Annotated in this window: 13 protein-coding genes; 4 read left to right on the forward strand and 9 right to left on the reverse strand. The window is 53.9% G+C overall.

What is annotated here, in order from left to right:
- Positions 1-322: 322 nt before the first annotated feature.
- The 5 genes from H7995_RS25700 to H7995_RS25720 all read right to left on the reverse strand — a co-directional run bounded on the left by H7995_RS25700 (position 323) and on the right by H7995_RS25720 (position 4,196).
- Positions 323-1,480 (reverse strand): helix-turn-helix transcriptional regulator, encoded by a 1,158-nt coding sequence (locus H7995_RS25700; RefSeq protein ID WP_185819100.1) that lies wholly within the window; start codon positions 1,478-1,480, stop codon positions 323-325.
- Positions 1,481-1,506: 26 nt separating this feature from the next.
- A complete protein-coding gene (locus tag H7995_RS25705; protein WP_185819101.1) occupies positions 1,507-1,791 on the reverse strand; it encodes a hypothetical protein in 285 nt (94 codons plus the stop codon).
- Positions 1,792-1,960: 169 nt separating this feature from the next.
- Positions 1,961-2,266, reverse strand: coding sequence for a hypothetical protein (locus H7995_RS25710; protein WP_185819142.1), 306 nt, complete (start codon positions 2,264-2,266; stop codon positions 1,961-1,963).
- Positions 2,267-2,501: 235 nt separating this feature from the next.
- Entirely contained in the window at positions 2,502-3,050 is a 549-nt protein-coding gene (locus H7995_RS25715; RefSeq protein ID WP_185819102.1) for a hypothetical protein, read from the reverse strand.
- Positions 3,051-3,173: 123 nt separating this feature from the next.
- Positions 3,174-4,196 carry a lambda-exonuclease family protein gene (locus H7995_RS25720; RefSeq protein WP_185819103.1) on the reverse strand — a complete coding sequence of 341 codons (1,023 nt, stop codon included), beginning with the start codon at positions 4,194-4,196 and terminating at the stop codon, positions 3,174-3,176.
- A gap of 150 nt (positions 4,197-4,346) precedes the next feature.
- On the opposite strand from H7995_RS25720, the gene H7995_RS25725 reads away from it, so the two are divergent.
- Complete coding sequence (locus H7995_RS25725) at positions 4,347-4,877, forward strand: hypothetical protein (RefSeq protein ID WP_185819104.1); 531 nt, start codon at positions 4,347-4,349, stop codon at positions 4,875-4,877.
- Here H7995_RS25725 and H7995_RS25730 read toward each other — a convergent pair.
- The 4 genes from H7995_RS25730 to H7995_RS25745 form a co-directional block, all read right to left on the reverse strand.
- The gene (locus H7995_RS25730) at positions 4,843-5,490 is read right to left on the reverse strand and encodes a hypothetical protein (protein WP_102599438.1); all 648 of its coding nucleotides are present in this window, start codon (positions 5,488-5,490) and stop codon (positions 4,843-4,845) included. The two genes, H7995_RS25725 and H7995_RS25730, sit on opposite strands and share 35 nt — an antisense overlap.
- 299 nt (positions 5,491-5,789) lie before the next feature.
- Complete coding sequence (locus H7995_RS25735) at positions 5,790-6,206, reverse strand: hypothetical protein (protein ID WP_185819105.1); 417 nt, start codon at positions 6,204-6,206, stop codon at positions 5,790-5,792.
- Between the two features lie 1,005 nt (positions 6,207-7,211).
- Positions 7,212-7,739, reverse strand: a complete 528-nt coding sequence (locus H7995_RS25740) for an RDD family protein (protein ID WP_185819106.1) — start codon at positions 7,737-7,739, stop codon at positions 7,212-7,214.
- Positions 7,740-8,418: 679 nt separating this feature from the next.
- Positions 8,419-9,450 (reverse strand): ParM/StbA family protein, encoded by a 1,032-nt coding sequence (locus tag H7995_RS25745; protein WP_185819107.1) that lies wholly within the window; start codon positions 9,448-9,450, stop codon positions 8,419-8,421.
- A 227-nt stretch (positions 9,451-9,677) separates the two neighbouring features.
- Here H7995_RS25745 and H7995_RS25750 point away from each other — a divergent pair, with 227 nt between their 5' ends.
- The 3 genes from H7995_RS25750 (at position 9,678) to H7995_RS25760 (ending at position 14,071) form a co-directional block, all read left to right on the forward strand.
- A complete protein-coding gene (locus H7995_RS25750; RefSeq protein WP_185819108.1) occupies positions 9,678-10,202 on the forward strand; it encodes a hypothetical protein in 525 nt (174 codons plus the stop codon).
- Between the two features lie 1,681 nt (positions 10,203-11,883).
- On the forward strand, positions 11,884-12,174 hold the full coding sequence (locus tag H7995_RS25755; RefSeq protein ID WP_185819109.1) for a hypothetical protein: 291 nt from the start codon (positions 11,884-11,886) through the stop codon (positions 12,172-12,174).
- Positions 12,175-12,199: 25 nt separating this feature from the next.
- Positions 12,200-14,071, forward strand: coding sequence for a UvrD-helicase domain-containing protein (locus tag H7995_RS25760; RefSeq protein WP_185819110.1), 1,872 nt, complete (start codon positions 12,200-12,202; stop codon positions 14,069-14,071).
- Positions 14,072-14,090: the final 19 nt, after the last annotated feature.

A 14,090-nucleotide genomic window follows, 5' to 3' on the forward strand; every position in this document is an offset into this window, starting at 1 on the left:
CTCAATTAGAACGCGCTGCGTTTGAAATTCAGGGCTCTGCTTCCAGTGAACGCGATGAACCGGGATCAAACAGGGTAAATGTCCTGTCAGGTCAGAAACGATGAACGAGTAGAAATCTTCGTTATCCCTAGTTATGACTGTGGGGGGGCTGGAAATCAGATAGACCCCATGAAATGAGGCGCCAGGTCCCAATGTCGCGATATGGTGGTGGTGGCCAGAAGCAACATATGCATCAAAATTACAAATCATGGTGTACGTCCCATATCGAGCCGTGCCTTCAACTAAGAAAAAAAAACCCGCGAAACGCGGGGTTTTTTTTGGCTTACTTCCGATCAGCTAGCCGCTGCTCGACCATGTGGGAGAATCGCTTCTCGTATTCATCGATCCACTGTTCGTACCTGGCCAGGGCCGTGGGGTCAGGTTTGGTTTCGTCGTTGCGCCAGCGGTAGATCGTCATTTTGGTCACGCCCAGCATGGTGGCGAGATCTTCATCGTTCTTGGGATTGAGGCGTTTTTCCCATTCTCGGAAGATCTGGCTCATTGGACGGTCGAAGCGCTTCAGCCTTTCGACGCGAAGCGGCTCTTCTGCAAACAAAGCCCGGGCCTTGTTCATTACGTCGTCAGGTACCGAAGCGGTTCGCCCATAAATGTAGGACGAGAGCCGCGGGAGACCAATGCCAAGTGCGAAAGCATAGTCCTGGTTCCGCAGTCCGAGTTGATTGCCGATGTTGACCAATTCTTGCTGATCGACAGACAGCTCGGTGCGCCCGCGTGCTTTCTTTTCCCCAGTAGGGGGTTGTGAATTGCGCTGGGCGGAGGAAGCCGGTGTTTCAAGTTCGCCATCGGTTTCAGGTTTTTGCAGAACAAGACGCACTAGGGGATCTTGTTCCATTTTGAATACGCCGAAATCTGCCACAGTCTGTTCTCCGCTTATCACCCGTTGAAGTGCCGCTGCCATACGTTCTGTGGCAGTTTGAGTGTCTATTTCACGATCGTGATCGATTTCTGCATGATCCACCAGAGTCGATTGCCCTATCTCCTCACCCCTTTCCAGCATCTCCTCAATAGAACTGTGATTGACGACCAGTTTCTGGCGGTCTCGCAAAACCTCACGGGTCACATTGTTGGCGACGGCGTAAACGACAGCATAGACAGCGTCGGGGTCGACAGTCTTGGGGAGCTGAGAGTGAAAGAACACCTCCATAACGCGTTGCAATACCTCATCAAAATCATTGAGGTCACAGCCGTTCTTTTTGGCTTTTACGCGGCAGATTTTGCGAACGCGTTCGTCTTTATTCATCGCGTAGGCGATTTGATTGACGAGGAGAGGGGAGCGATCGCCATTCAAAATGTACTTCTCGCACAGCATTTCGAATGACGACTGTTTCCCAGGAGGGCTCAGGAAGGAGTCAGTGGTATCGCTGGTGTTTCTATCATGCTCCGGATTCAGCTCCGGAGCTTTTGCTTGTTCTGCTGCCATAGAGGGGCTCGTTGATTCAGAAAATCCTACGCAGCCACGTTGTCCACAGTTCGATCCAGACGGGGGAGAACGACCTCTCTGAAATGCTCCAATGAACTGGACACCTCAAGGAGGACTTTCATGCCTGCTGCCAGGATCTCAGTTCGGATCTCTGGGTATTCAAGCATGGAGTATTCAATGCGCTCATTCACCTCCTGCACCTGGCTTGTCAGTTGACGTCCGTTAATCCCGGTTTCAGTAAGCGGGTCCTGACCAAGCACAACACCGAGAGCATCCAAGCCAATCTCGATTGGGGTGTATTCGTGGTTCATGAAGCATTACCTCTGGTAGCGACCACTGTGGGCTGCTGAAGATGATTATACGTACGTGACAGAATGCGTCAATCGAATCCATAACGCGTAAGTAGAAGGCGGAATCGATTCAAATTGATTTTTCTGTGCAACCCGAGGGTTTGAAGCTCGAAGGGTGGGCCGTGCCGTGTTAGATGCAGGTGGCCTGAATCGCGTGTTCGAAACTGGCCAGCGCGATATGCATTTCTGCCAGCGATGTGGCATGAGTCGAGGAAATCAAGATTCCAGCCAGCAGGATTTCCGCTTTGGCTTCAGGGAAGTCACTCATTGCGGTAACCATGCATTTCGTTGTGCATGGAACATCGCAGTCTTTTTGGTACCTGGGGCAGCGGGGAGTTCCATCGACGGAGAGACAGCCAAGCGAAGTGAGCCCGATTTCCGTTGCGCCGTGATTGTTGTCAAAGCCATATGACATATAATTAACCATAATATCCATCGAATTCCGTTAGGTTGGATCCACGATGGAAATTATAGGTAACTGTTAAACACGAGGTCAATAATAAGGCGCCAGAAATGTTACTAATTTCTTACACTTTCGTGTGTGCAAAAATTGGTATGCGTCTTTTTTGTAGACCAAATTTTGTATATGGCTTATTGGTAATATCTTCCAAGAAGAAGATATACGAAAAAAAAAACCGCTGCCAAGAATTGGCAACGGTTTGTGGAACGTTTCACAGGAAAATGCAGTTCTGCTGCACAAAGACCTCTTCAGGCTCTTGTGAAGAAGGGGTGTCGGCGTTGGTGAAAAGCGGAAGAGTTGCTCCGATTGGAGGCTCTGGGATGCGGGCACCAGGTTGAGTTGGCGGCTTGGGGCCTAGTAAGGCACACCGCGGGTTAGAAGTTTTTGTTACTTGTTTCTGTGGGCTCAGTCCATTCCCATAGGGAAGGTTTGTAATTGGCAGGTCACCCTTTCGCTTAGATGGGTACGGGATATCTCGCATATCGTAACTTTTCTGTTTGTTATCCAATGCCTTTTGTTGTCTCTCTGGTTTAGTAGGTGACATGAATTGCTTTGGGTTTGCAACTTCGTTGCTTTTTACTGGTGGGAAATACGTGAAATATCCCGTGTTCACCAGAGAGTAGAAAGGCATACAAAGCCCGATGCTGATCGGAATTAAAATCCCCAGGTATGTCCGGCCACCACACAGCACCAAAGTTAAACCTATGGCAGCTAACGCCAAGAAAACCGATTGACTCGCCGAGAGTTTGAATTTACGCATACCCGCTCCAATTGATAGTCCTAGTTCTTGGGGATGATTTACAAGTGGACCTAAGAATTTACCGGCCTGGGCCCGGGCAATCGCGCAAAAAAAACCCCCCAAAAAATGGGGGGCGGTGGGACTTTAGAAAATGAACTCCCGGCCTGTATCGCGTACGGCTGGTACGTCATGGGCAGATGGTTTGGGTGGATCCGGTACCGTAACCATTTGGTTCGACATTGCAGAGTTAACGGATCGGATGCGCCCTGCCGAGTTGCTGCTCAGTGGTGTTCCTTGCAGATCTCGAATGGTGACGCTGTCCGAGGTTGCCCTCCTGTATTGATTGAGTTGATCCTCTGTCATTGTTATCCCGTGATCGGCAAAGAGTTTTCGCCAGTCAATATTTCCCTTTCTTGAGCTCAATGATACGGAAACGCCATTACCTTCATGACGCTTCAACCCTTTCGGCATTAGAGAAACAAGCAACGCCCTTGCTGCTTCTTCGCGCTCCTGGGCGAGCAGCATGTTGTGGTTTGCAGATAGCCAAGCTGCGGCTGCCGCGGTCCACTCATCTGTTCCCCACTTTCCGGTTAGCAGTCGATTCCAAAAGTCCTGAACCGCTACCAAAATTTGATCGATCCGATTTTGATTGCGAGGGACCTTCAACAGCACACCCTTTACCCCATCAAAGGAGTAGTAGTGCGCATACATCGCTTCAGCTACAAACATCTGCTGCTGGAGCTGGTCGACGTATTCCGGAGGAACAATTCCTTTGAGTGCAAGGGTGTGTGCTGTGTCCCCGGGGCATTTAATTTCGACCGGTATAGCGTCGAAGCCGTTGTAGCCATCGAACGAAGCTCTGATGAAAGGAAACGCCGCACTTACCGCGATGAGAGGCGTTACCGTGGTTCCTGTGTGCCTTTCGTATGCAACTCGTGCCACAGGTTCGAGCCGGTGCCCGCGTTCTCTAATCCGATCCACAAATGGATTGGGAGGCGGGGGAGGACCGATTCTTCGGCGGATGCGAAACAACTCGTAAGCGGTTCTGAACTTCGAGGTACCCGTGATTATGGGGGCTTCACTGGCACCTATTCCGCCCTCACGCCAGACGAGCCACTCCGGCGAGTTTTGCTTTGTAGCTGGTCCCGTAACGATCTGCATCGCCATGTTTTTGCTCTCCACAAATGAAAGCGGGCCTCAGGCGGTTTGCCTGTAGGTTGCCCTGATAGGTGGAGATGTTTAACGCCTTCACGGATTTTCAATTTCTCACCTGGTGTTCTGCATCTCTGGGGACAAGACAATCCCAGAGAGCTACAGATGAACAGTTCAGTGAACGATTCGATGAATGTCTTGAGGCATGGTTTGGCGAGGATTGGCATTTTTGCGGTGCCGGCAACGACACGTTTGTGCGCTCGAGGGTACAGGCTTCACCGTATGGACCCGGTCCATGCGGTGGCATTGATTGAAAACTTTGATCGCGGTCTCTTTTCCTCAGTCAAGTCTAGGAAGATCAGGCTTGCGGAGAGTCAATCGGGCAATGCGGACGTCTGGACCATTCCCGATGCACAGCTCTTGGTGCGCGGAGAGAACGCAGTTTGTGTACCTGGGCATGAAAGCCAGCTACCGAAGCGGACGAGGGTACTGAGTCACGGAGATGGGTATTTGAGCGTCGAAGGCTTTTGGAGCGACGCAGGTGAAGACCGGATTTTGCTAACGCATGCGCGGTTGCAGCGAATGTCACATCGCGAGCGTGGCTCGCTGCTTAAAAAACCACACCCGGCCGTCATTCGTGACAGCCGGGTTTTTTTTGCCTTCAGTAATTGTTCTTCAGTCGCATGGCGGTGGTAAGACCTAACTGTGCATTTTCCTTGCGGAGATCATCCAGGGATAGTGCAGGATCAGAGGTTGCTGCTGCCGAACTCGCACAGCTATGACCGCCCAGGCAAATGCTGTGTATGACGAGGTTGGTCTTATTCAGGTTTTCGACTGACTGACCGTTGGTGTTATTGGCAGCGTTTGTGGCCGCCGTCATGTTCATGGCCACGCCGTTTCCGAGCACACCAGGTGACGTGCAAGAGTTCAGGGCTGCACAGGTAACTACCGTTAAGGCCACAGATGCGCCGGTGGCCAGAACAGCGCCGGCACCGGTATGGGCTTCCTTGTACTCAGAAGCTGGCCCAGCGTAGATCTCACGAATCGAATATGTGAGGTCTGAATCGCCGTGCACGACGTTGTATTTCGCGTTCTTCAGCGATTCGTTCACGAAGTCGGCCATTTCGGTATGAGTGTCGGTCGATACAGCTTTGACCGTACCTTTCCAACCTTCCTGTAACCGAGCGTTGATCAACGACGATTGAATGCGGACGGGCCCATTATCGACAAGCACAGGCTTTTCAGCGCAGCCGACGAGGGTGGCAAAAATGAGTGAGACGGGGATGGCAGCGGACAGCATCTTGAACATGTTTGGGCCTCCTTGGAATAACATGTAACTATAATACTGGCTTTCGATGTATCTGCGCTAGTGGCCATGTGAAATCAAAGGCAAACGCGTTGAGCGTAGGCGTGCTGGTTTGTGAGAATTAAAACTGTCGCAGGCTATTCAAACCTGTCGCTGGAGACCTCGCTCACGACGTGCGCGACCGGGCTGAAGATGAAGTGCTTGCTCATTATCCCACCTGTCCCTGCCGGCGCTGCCTGGCCATGTGACCAACAATATTAAATGGAAACAGCCTTAGCGGTCGCTCGCAGCCTGACTCTATTTCAGTCGTCACGGCCAATCAAATAGTGGGCCTGATCATTCTCGTAGCGCTTTTCGCACTGCTCAATGCAGTAATAAAGGTCTGAGGCACTACCGTCGAAGTCGGCAGGATCGGTTGCCCTCAGTTTTTCGAGCTCGCTGAGATTGATAGCTGCCCATTTACGGCGCTCGGCAATCATTTCCCTGCACGTTGCCATGAACACCGGGCAGCCCTCGGTGAAACGCCGATACCAGCCAGCCAACTGGCAGAAGGCGTGAAAATGCTCTTCGTCAAAATTGCTCAAGCTGTCGCCCCTGAATTTCCAGGTATTGCCGTTGTACAGCGACAGGACAAATGCCTGAAGGCTCAACGCGGCTGAGTAGTCCGCTCCGATCAGCTTGTCACGGTGGATAGCGAAGGGGTTTCCGTCAGCGCTCATGGTGACACTCCTTGAATGTGTGCGAATTGTTTACAGGTCGAGAGGCGCTCAACGACGTACTGCCAGCGTTTTTACATTGTGCAGAGCTTAGTTCAGAACGAAAACGGACAGAAGCCGAATCTATTGATGGGCGAGGGGGGATGAAAAAATGGCAAAAAAAAGCTGGGTCTTTTGATATACAAAAGAGCCCAGCCTTGGTAATCACAGAAGCCGCGGCTCTGTAGATGGAAATCCATCATTACCAAGACTGGGCTCACCTCTTTGAGCGCCTTTTGGATCTGTCGATAGCAGTACGACGTTCACGGCTCGGCTAGCCTAGCGAAATCCCCACCAGTTGCACCTGGCTGCTATGTAGAGGACGTTACGTCCGGGGAAAGTCATTTGCGCTGTTCACTTAGTGGTGAACGACCTGAGGGAGTATCGCTACAACCTATTCATCCAAAACATGTGTTGTCTGCTATCGGGAGAAGCCCGATGCACGACTATTGTCTGATCTCGAAACTGGCGGTGCATCACCGAGTTGAGAACACAGAAGCAAGACACAAGGGATGCATTAGGGAGCGATACTATCAGGCGGTATGTGGGTGATGCGCTTACCCGTTACCGTGTTGACTACAAAGGAGGCTTCGCAACCTCGGACCTGTCTGGCATCTCCAGGAGGAGTATCCGTTAACTTTGCAACTGGTGATGCATATCAGAGCTTTGTAATCGGAGAAGCCCTTCATTCAGTGGCCTTCCAAGATTGGCCAGGCAAAAAAAACCGGCCTCGAAAGGCCGGTGGTGAAACGGTTTAGACAGTATCGGGAATGAATAAAGCCTTCGATACGACCTCCCAAGATTCAGCGGGAATTTGGAGAATGATCGTTCCATCGCACCCGTCGTGTTGAGTAGAAATGCCATCCATCTCGGCCTTCCCCACGACGTTCATACCGTGACTTTCAGTGAGGATCGGGTCGACCAGGGCCGTAAACTTCGACGTGGGGCGGGGCTGCCGATTAACTGGCGTCAACCAGCCTTAGAGATGAAACGACGAGTGACTGTGGTCGATGCCAGCAAGTCAAAAAGGCACTGGTTTTTCACGGTGAAAACAGGGATGGCCATGAAGGCGACCAGCACTGCGCCCAGGGCATAAGGGTTCGCAATACTCAACAGCAGAAACATGGACAGGATCTTGAGGGTGGTGCGGAACAGGCTTTGCCAGAACGAGATGTTGCCAACCAGGGAGACCGTCCGGACCCGGAGTAGAAATTTCCCCAGGGTCGTACCGTTCCAGACCTTGATCAGTGTCGCTTCGTACAGCAACCAAACGAGCGGCAAAGTGATTATAAAATAGGGCGCCAAACTCAAGGCAATTCCCTCATACCACTGTGCAAGCGCCATACCTTCAGGAACTGAAAGTGCGGGGAAGGTGTGTGCAGCAATGAAAGCGGAAACCGCCAACAATACGAGAGTAAACGCAAAGACCAGGAGCCCGTCGATCGCGGTGGCCAGCACCCGCCGGATAACAAACAAGGTGTTCAGCAGAGTATTCATTATTTGAGCCTTGAAGGGCCGCGGCAGAGGCTGCCGCGGAGCGGGTTAGGGGAACATCGCGCCCATGGAGTTAAGGAGCGCTACCTGCTCGGCATCCGGCATCTGGCCGCCGACATCTACTACGTTCATTTGTGCCACGGGTAGTGGGTGCTCTTCCGCCGGTTGCAAGGCCGGAGGGGAGGGCGCTGGAACTACCGCTGCTTGGGCGGCTGCGATTCCTGGTACGGGTAGATCGGAATCGGTATGCCGATGGGCCTCAGGAGGCTGCGGTTCAGATGGCGGCTGTAAGGCCGGTTGAGGATCATGCGTCACTGCCGAATTGGACAGAGCAGGTTCCTCGGAATGGCCTGTTGCTGGCGGGCGACCCCCAGCTTTGGCCGTTACCGATCGCTGCTTGGGAATGCGTTTGCGAGGTCTCGCGTTGAGAGGTTCTCGAGCCCCTTGGGAGCCCACTGAAATCAATCCGCCGGGGCCAGACAAGACTTTGTTCAACGCGTCGTCGAGGGTCCCGGCTTCACTGTGCTGAATAAACCATTGGTAAAAAACCCCCCTGATTAATGGGGTGTCATTTCCATATGGAAGTTCAGACATAAACTCCAGTAAGCCTGGGCACACTGCATCCTTGAGGATTAGGTTAATTCGCCGTTCCGTTTCGTCTGGATCGTAAACCCGTACGAGCTTAGCCATTCGCAGCTACCAGTTGTTTGGCGCCAACAGATGCCCGGATAAGTTGCCCCAGTGCATATCGGGCAAAACCTTCAGCCACTGACCAGCGAGAGTTTTCCATCAGCAGACTGTGTTTCCAGGTTTGAGAGGTAATGGCATGAATTGCCTCAGCGCTGCCACCGGCGATCAAAATACCGTTCAAGGATCGGGCGTCATCAGCGAACAATGAATTACCCTTCGAAATAATCTCTTGAACTACATGGCTCTGTGCTTGCAGGACTTCGTTTGCAATCGGAATTTCTTCACCGAACTGGAAAAGCGTTTTCGTGCGGAATGCTTCCTCACATTCAACCAGACTTGCGGTCAAATCTCTTTTTGCGAGTACGCGGCGCAGTTGTTCAGCTGCCGCGCTCATTCCCGAGCAGGAGTCAGCACCACGCTCAATATATTGGCCCTCTTTCATTAGAAGAAAGTCCGTTGAGAAGTGGCCGCCCTCAATTACTCCGTAGGATTTGGTGCGTCCACCAGGGCCAATCAACTTGTCCTTGATTGGCATGCCCGATTTATCAAGGACGTAGTCGCAATAAGCACCCATCGGCTGAGGAAGGGCTTTGATCTCAACTCCATTCGGAAGTGCCTGTTTGGTTCTTTCAATCAGACGCTCTTGGCGAGTGCCGTAAAGTTTCGAGGGAGTGCCAATAACTACATATGCACTGTCCAGATTGGGAACGCCGGCTTTGTGCAGCCGGGTGAATGCGGACTTCACCAGCGCCAGGTATTCCGGGGTATCGGTCCAGTCATCATTCAGGCCGATCGACGAGGTGAGGTTGCCTTGGAGGCGGGCAGTATCGCCAGTGAAGTAGGCTTTCCCGTCGACAATTTCGGTTTCCGCTTTCGCTCGCTCGGCTGTGGTTGGGTCGGTCAATTCGACCGCAGGAACCGCCAGGGTAGGGTAAATGATAGAAAAACGAGTCCCTTCAGTGTAAGCAACCACTTTAATGGCGCTTCGACCCGCATCCAGACCGACAACTGTGCGACTTTTCATTCTGAAAAAACCTCATTAAATCAATTGCATAAAGGTGGAGTTCTATGTGCACTGCGCAATGCTCACCACCCAGTGGGAAATCAGTACTGCCTACTTCATACTGCGCATTGTCTAAGTTTAAGATACATAACACGTATTGACAATACAGATAGAATCCACAGAGAATCCGCCCCGAACGCACCCCCCCTGGTGCGGCTATACACAACCCCCCGGGCAACGCTTAAACAATGGCTATACACAACCCCCCCAGCATCGACGATTTCGAGGACCTTCGGAGGCTTGCCAAGAACTCGGTGGACACCGCCGTCGACTACCTGATTCGGATCGACACCCTGCTAATGCGCATGGGCGAACTGCTCTACGTCATGCAGCCCTTCCAGTCCGGCAGAATTGCGATTGATTTCAACCATCACCGGGGCCAGGCGAAACCCTTCATCCGGGTGTACAGAAAACTCCGGGCAGGCAAGGGCAAATGGACCTCTACCAACGTCAGCCATCAAGGTCTGACCAAGAGAGTCAAGCGATCCCGTGAGTTCGAGCCCAACCACAAACTCATGCTGGTCTTGTGCGAGCGGATCACGAAACTCTTCGAACTGCGTGGGCAAATGCATGATCGACTTCGTTACCTGATGCATGGCGTATCTCTTTCGGTCAGCAAGCGTGGAACGGAACTTGATGAACTTGAGGCCTTGGTCAACGGCATGCTTGATCGAGTTGAAATGCAATTCGAAGGGGAGATGGAAGTGGAGTAATCAACCAGGGTAGTTAATCGAAAGCCTCAACGCGTACCTGTGTTGGGGCTTTTTTGTTGCCGAGTCGAACGAGAAGCCTAACGGTGGTGGGCCAAGTCAGAACCGGGCTTTGGCAAAGACGGACCAGAAGCCTAACGGTGGTATGCGAAGTTAGACCTGAGGCTTTGGCAGAGTCGAACCAGAATCCTGACGGTAATATGCTGAGCTGAACTGAGGCTTTACCTGAGGCGAGAACAAACCTGATTGCTGAGAATTACTTTCTGCTAATCGATGGCAGGCGGAGTTTCTGTTATGCGATCCCCATTTCAATTCAACGGCTGCACGCCTCCCGCGCCCCATCCCTTTAATTAATTTAATTTCTTTTTCTCCTTCGGCGTCGTTGTTCTTCCGGTACTTGTACGCCTGGCACTTGTGTCGAAATCTCTTTTGCATCTGCTGGTACTTCCTCTGGCTATTCCGCTTCGCCATGGCGCCGCCTGTTGTTCTGCTGACACTTGTTGCAGATCCACTTCTGCCACTGGCTCTTTCCTCTCTGCCGGTTCTCACTTCGATGGTTCTGCTGCTGCATACTCCGCCGCCTCAGCTGCTTCTGTTCTTTCCATTCTCTTTTTCCACTTGCCGCTTCATCTCTGGTAGTTCTACCTCTTCCCGATGCAACTGATGATTCCTTCTCTGATCTGCGGGTGTAAGTTCGTTCTCTGGCGCTATCATGTACTCCGGTGTATCTGGCACTTGTGCCCTCTTTGGTTTGGCTTGTTGGTCCTTTGCCTCTGGTTCCACCGCATCTTTTGCTGGCGCTGAGGTACGCGCTTTTCTGTCAGCGTGAGCATAACCATTTGTGTCAATTCTGCGTTCACCTCCTGGGCTGACCTGTAGCGATCCGTCGGTGCCGAAACCGCTGGTTGGCTGAGTGATCCATGCGCGGATGCCAAGCGAATCACCGGCTTCTCGGTGATGACCACCAGGTGGGATCTGACGGGGTGGAAGAGCGGGCAGGCTGAGAAGGATGCGACGGGGGGTTAGAGCGGTGGGGCAGGGCAGGGGCGCGGTGTCGGATGCGTCACGTCTGGAATGCTGCTAGCGGTGGCGGGCGATGTCGCACCTGATGCTGGGCACGGTCGGGCGTGGCGCTGGTCGATCGGCGGCTTTGCGCTGCGCACCTTCGTTCTGGCGGCCCTGCGATGGTGGGCGGAGCCGGTTTGCGGCTTGGCCCCAGGTCTGATCAGAGTCAGCTTCCTTCTGCTCGGTGCCTTCGGTGCAGCGGGCTAACGGCGTAGGGCGGGGTGAGCGTGGGCTTGCAGCATGCGCTGTCCTTCTCAGCTGGATATGCCTTCTGTGGAGCGACGGTCTTGCGCCTTTAGCCCGGTCCCTCCTTTGGGTTCCGCTGCCGGCGATCTGCGCCTCATCCCGAATCATGGGTGCGGCTGGCTGCTGGCGGATTGGCCGACGCCCGTGACTGGCTTTTAGGGGCCTGCCTAGGCATAAATGGTTGGGCAGTGATGTGGGCTTTATGCTGGCGCTCTGGCATAAATGGTTGGTCGATCACTCGATGGCTTTGCCCGGGCATCGTGCATAAATGGTTGTGCAAACAATCTATAACACGTACCTATAAAATAGGTTGCGACGATCTAAATCTATGTGTATCGTTGAGACATAAATGGTTGTGCACTAGGAGCCGCAGATGGCCAAGTTCGGATTGATCAAATGGGTAGGGAAGGCGCTGGTCTGCATCGCTCTGCCACTGGCGTGCGCTCTGTTTGCTACCTACGCCAAGCACCATCTGCCGGGCTGGGCGTTTGCCCTGTCTTTGCTACTGGTCGTGGCTGGCTCCGTCCCGGCGGTGTTGTTCTTCAACCTGTTCCGCGACAGCAGGTCAAAAGCTCCAGGCAAACGCTTTGAATTCAGCAAGCAAGAAGATGAGTGGGATGACCTGTTCAGCCCATGGCACCGCGACGACGACGATCGCAACTAAAACCGAAACCACAAGGAGGCCGGCAATGGCCGCATTAGCATTCACCCCAAACACTGAGCAGGCTGTTGCTCTGGCGAGCACCGCGCACCGTTTGCTCGTTCGTGCCAAAGCCGGTACTGGCAAGACCGCCCTGTTGATCGAGCACGCTCGACGCAAACCTCAGCTGAAACTTCTGTATGTCACTTTCGGCAAGGCCAACCAAGAAGACGCAGCTGCCCGCTTTCCGTCCAACGTCGCCACCAAAACCAGCCATGGTCTTGCGTGGGAGGTAGGCGGTCAGTTCAAGAAGACGGGCAAGCAGGGCGAGTTGTTTCCGTCCCAGTTGGCCAAGGCCTACAACATTCCGATGGCCTTTGCCCGGCACCTGCGCGAGACCCTGCACAACTTCATGGTGTCCGCAGACAACGAGATCCTGGCGTCGCACGTACCGTCGATGATCTCCGCCGCCGATAAGCCCAAAGTAGTGGAGTGGGCCGTACTGGTGTGGTCGGATCTGCAACGCCTGCGTCAATGGTCCCGAGGCTGCGGCGAAAGCCAGGCTCAACGTGCCGAGTTCCTCGACACCACACCACTGCGCATGCCGCATGATGGTTACCTCAAACTGTGGGCAATGAGCGAGCCGGATCTGAGCCACCGTTACGACGAGATTCTGCTGGATGAGTACCAGGACACCAACCCGGTCTTTGCCGCGGTGATCCTGCGTCAGACCTGCCCGGTGCGTTTGGCCGGTGACGACTTCCAGAGCATCTTCGGCTTCCGCGGGGCATTCAACGCTTTCGATCCGGCGCAATTCGATGAGGTGGTCACCATCTCGGAAAGCCACCGCTTTGGCCCCGCGATTGCCCAGCTGGCGACCATGCTGTTGAGCGAGTTCGCCGGCGAACAGGAACCGGTGCGTTCGTCGCGGTTGGATCTCGCTACTCGCTTTGAGGTAGACCGTACCAAGCCATACGCAATCATCGGCCGTACCAACGCTCGACTGTTTGCCAGCGCCGTAGCCCTATTGGGCACCAAGCGCCTGCACTTCGTGGGTGGGATCGACGAGTACCCATTCGAAAAACTGGTTGAGGTACACCACCTGCGTGCCAACACTGGGGCTCAGCTGCGTGATCCTCTGATCAGTGCCTTTGCTTCGTTCGCCCAACTGGAGGCGTACGCCCAGGATACCGACGACAAGGAGATCCACTCCCTGATCAGTGTCGCCAAGCAGTACGGCGATCAGATCCCGTCGCTGGTCAGCCAGATCAAGGCCGCCAGCGTCAGCAAAATCGAGGACGCTGACGTTGCACTGCTGACTGCCCACCGCTCCAAGGGCTTGGAATTCCCGCAGCTGGTCCTGCTCGGCGATTTCCACAACCTGATCACCGACGGTGGCTTGCCGCTGGTGCTGGACACCCCTGAGCTGCGTCAGGAACTGCACCTGCTGTACGTGGCATTGACCCGGGCGATGTCGGCCATTGAGCTGAATGAGCAAATCCTGGCGATCGTGCGCTACTGCGAAACCGCCGGCCGAGTCGGTACTGCGGCTTTGGCGGCTTCGAACAGCACCAAACAAGGTGGGGGGGCTGCTCTGGTTGTTGAGGGTGAACCAGAGGGTGCGTTCGCCGCGGTTGAGTACGGCGTGGGCGCGTTCGCCAATGTCGCCGAGCTGGTGGGCTCGGATGCGGCGCTCTTGTTCGACGGTGATGAACTGGAATCACGCATCGAACTGGCCATTCTGCGTCAGGGCCTGCTGACGGCGGCCGGTCTGGCGGACGCCCTGGGCGGTTCGGTTGCCGAAGTCGCCGATGCGGTGGCCACGATGGTGCATTGCGGCCGGCTGTCGGCGGTGCTGTTCCTTGATTGTGAGGCGGTCACTCAGCGTCTGGTCAACAACATCCAGCTGGATGCGGCCTGATATGCGTGACTCACTGATC

The organism is Pseudomonas kielensis (genome assembly GCF_014236655.1).
GTDB classification, from domain to species: Bacteria; Pseudomonadota; Gammaproteobacteria; order Pseudomonadales; family Pseudomonadaceae; genus Aquipseudomonas; species Aquipseudomonas kielensis.

Bases quoted from the DNA above. Each gene is read 5' to 3' on its own strand.
- H7995_RS25700 (WP_185819100.1), bottom strand. From the start codon at position 1,480: ATGGCAGCAGAACAAGCAAAAGCTCCGGAGCTGAATCCGGAGCATGAT.
- H7995_RS25705 (WP_185819101.1), bottom strand. From the start codon at position 1,791: ATGAACCACGAATACACCCCAATCGAGATTGGCTTGGATGCTCTCGGT.
- H7995_RS25710 (WP_185819142.1), bottom strand. From the start codon at position 2,266: ATGGATATTATGGTTAATTATATGTCATATGGCTTTGACAACAATCAC.
- H7995_RS25715 (WP_185819102.1), bottom strand. From the start codon at position 3,050: ATGCGTAAATTCAAACTCTCGGCGAGTCAATCGGTTTTCTTGGCGTTA.
- H7995_RS25720 (WP_185819103.1), bottom strand. From the start codon at position 4,196: ATGGCGATGCAGATCGTTACGGGACCAGCTACAAAGCAAAACTCGCCG.
- H7995_RS25725 (WP_185819104.1), top strand. From the start codon at position 4,347: ATGAACAGTTCAGTGAACGATTCGATGAATGTCTTGAGGCATGGTTTG.
- H7995_RS25730 (WP_102599438.1), bottom strand. From the start codon at position 5,490: ATGTTCAAGATGCTGTCCGCTGCCATCCCCGTCTCACTCATTTTTGCC.
- H7995_RS25735 (WP_185819105.1), bottom strand. From the start codon at position 6,206: ATGAGCGCTGACGGAAACCCCTTCGCTATCCACCGTGACAAGCTGATC.
- H7995_RS25740 (WP_185819106.1), bottom strand. From the start codon at position 7,739: ATGAATACTCTGCTGAACACCTTGTTTGTTATCCGGCGGGTGCTGGCC.
- H7995_RS25745 (WP_185819107.1), bottom strand. From the start codon at position 9,450: ATGAAAAGTCGCACAGTTGTCGGTCTGGATGCGGGTCGAAGCGCCATT.
- H7995_RS25750 (WP_185819108.1), top strand. From the start codon at position 9,678: ATGGCTATACACAACCCCCCCAGCATCGACGATTTCGAGGACCTTCGG.
- H7995_RS25755 (WP_185819109.1), top strand. From the start codon at position 11,884: ATGGCCAAGTTCGGATTGATCAAATGGGTAGGGAAGGCGCTGGTCTGC.
- H7995_RS25760 (WP_185819110.1), top strand. From the start codon at position 12,200: ATGGCCGCATTAGCATTCACCCCAAACACTGAGCAGGCTGTTGCTCTG.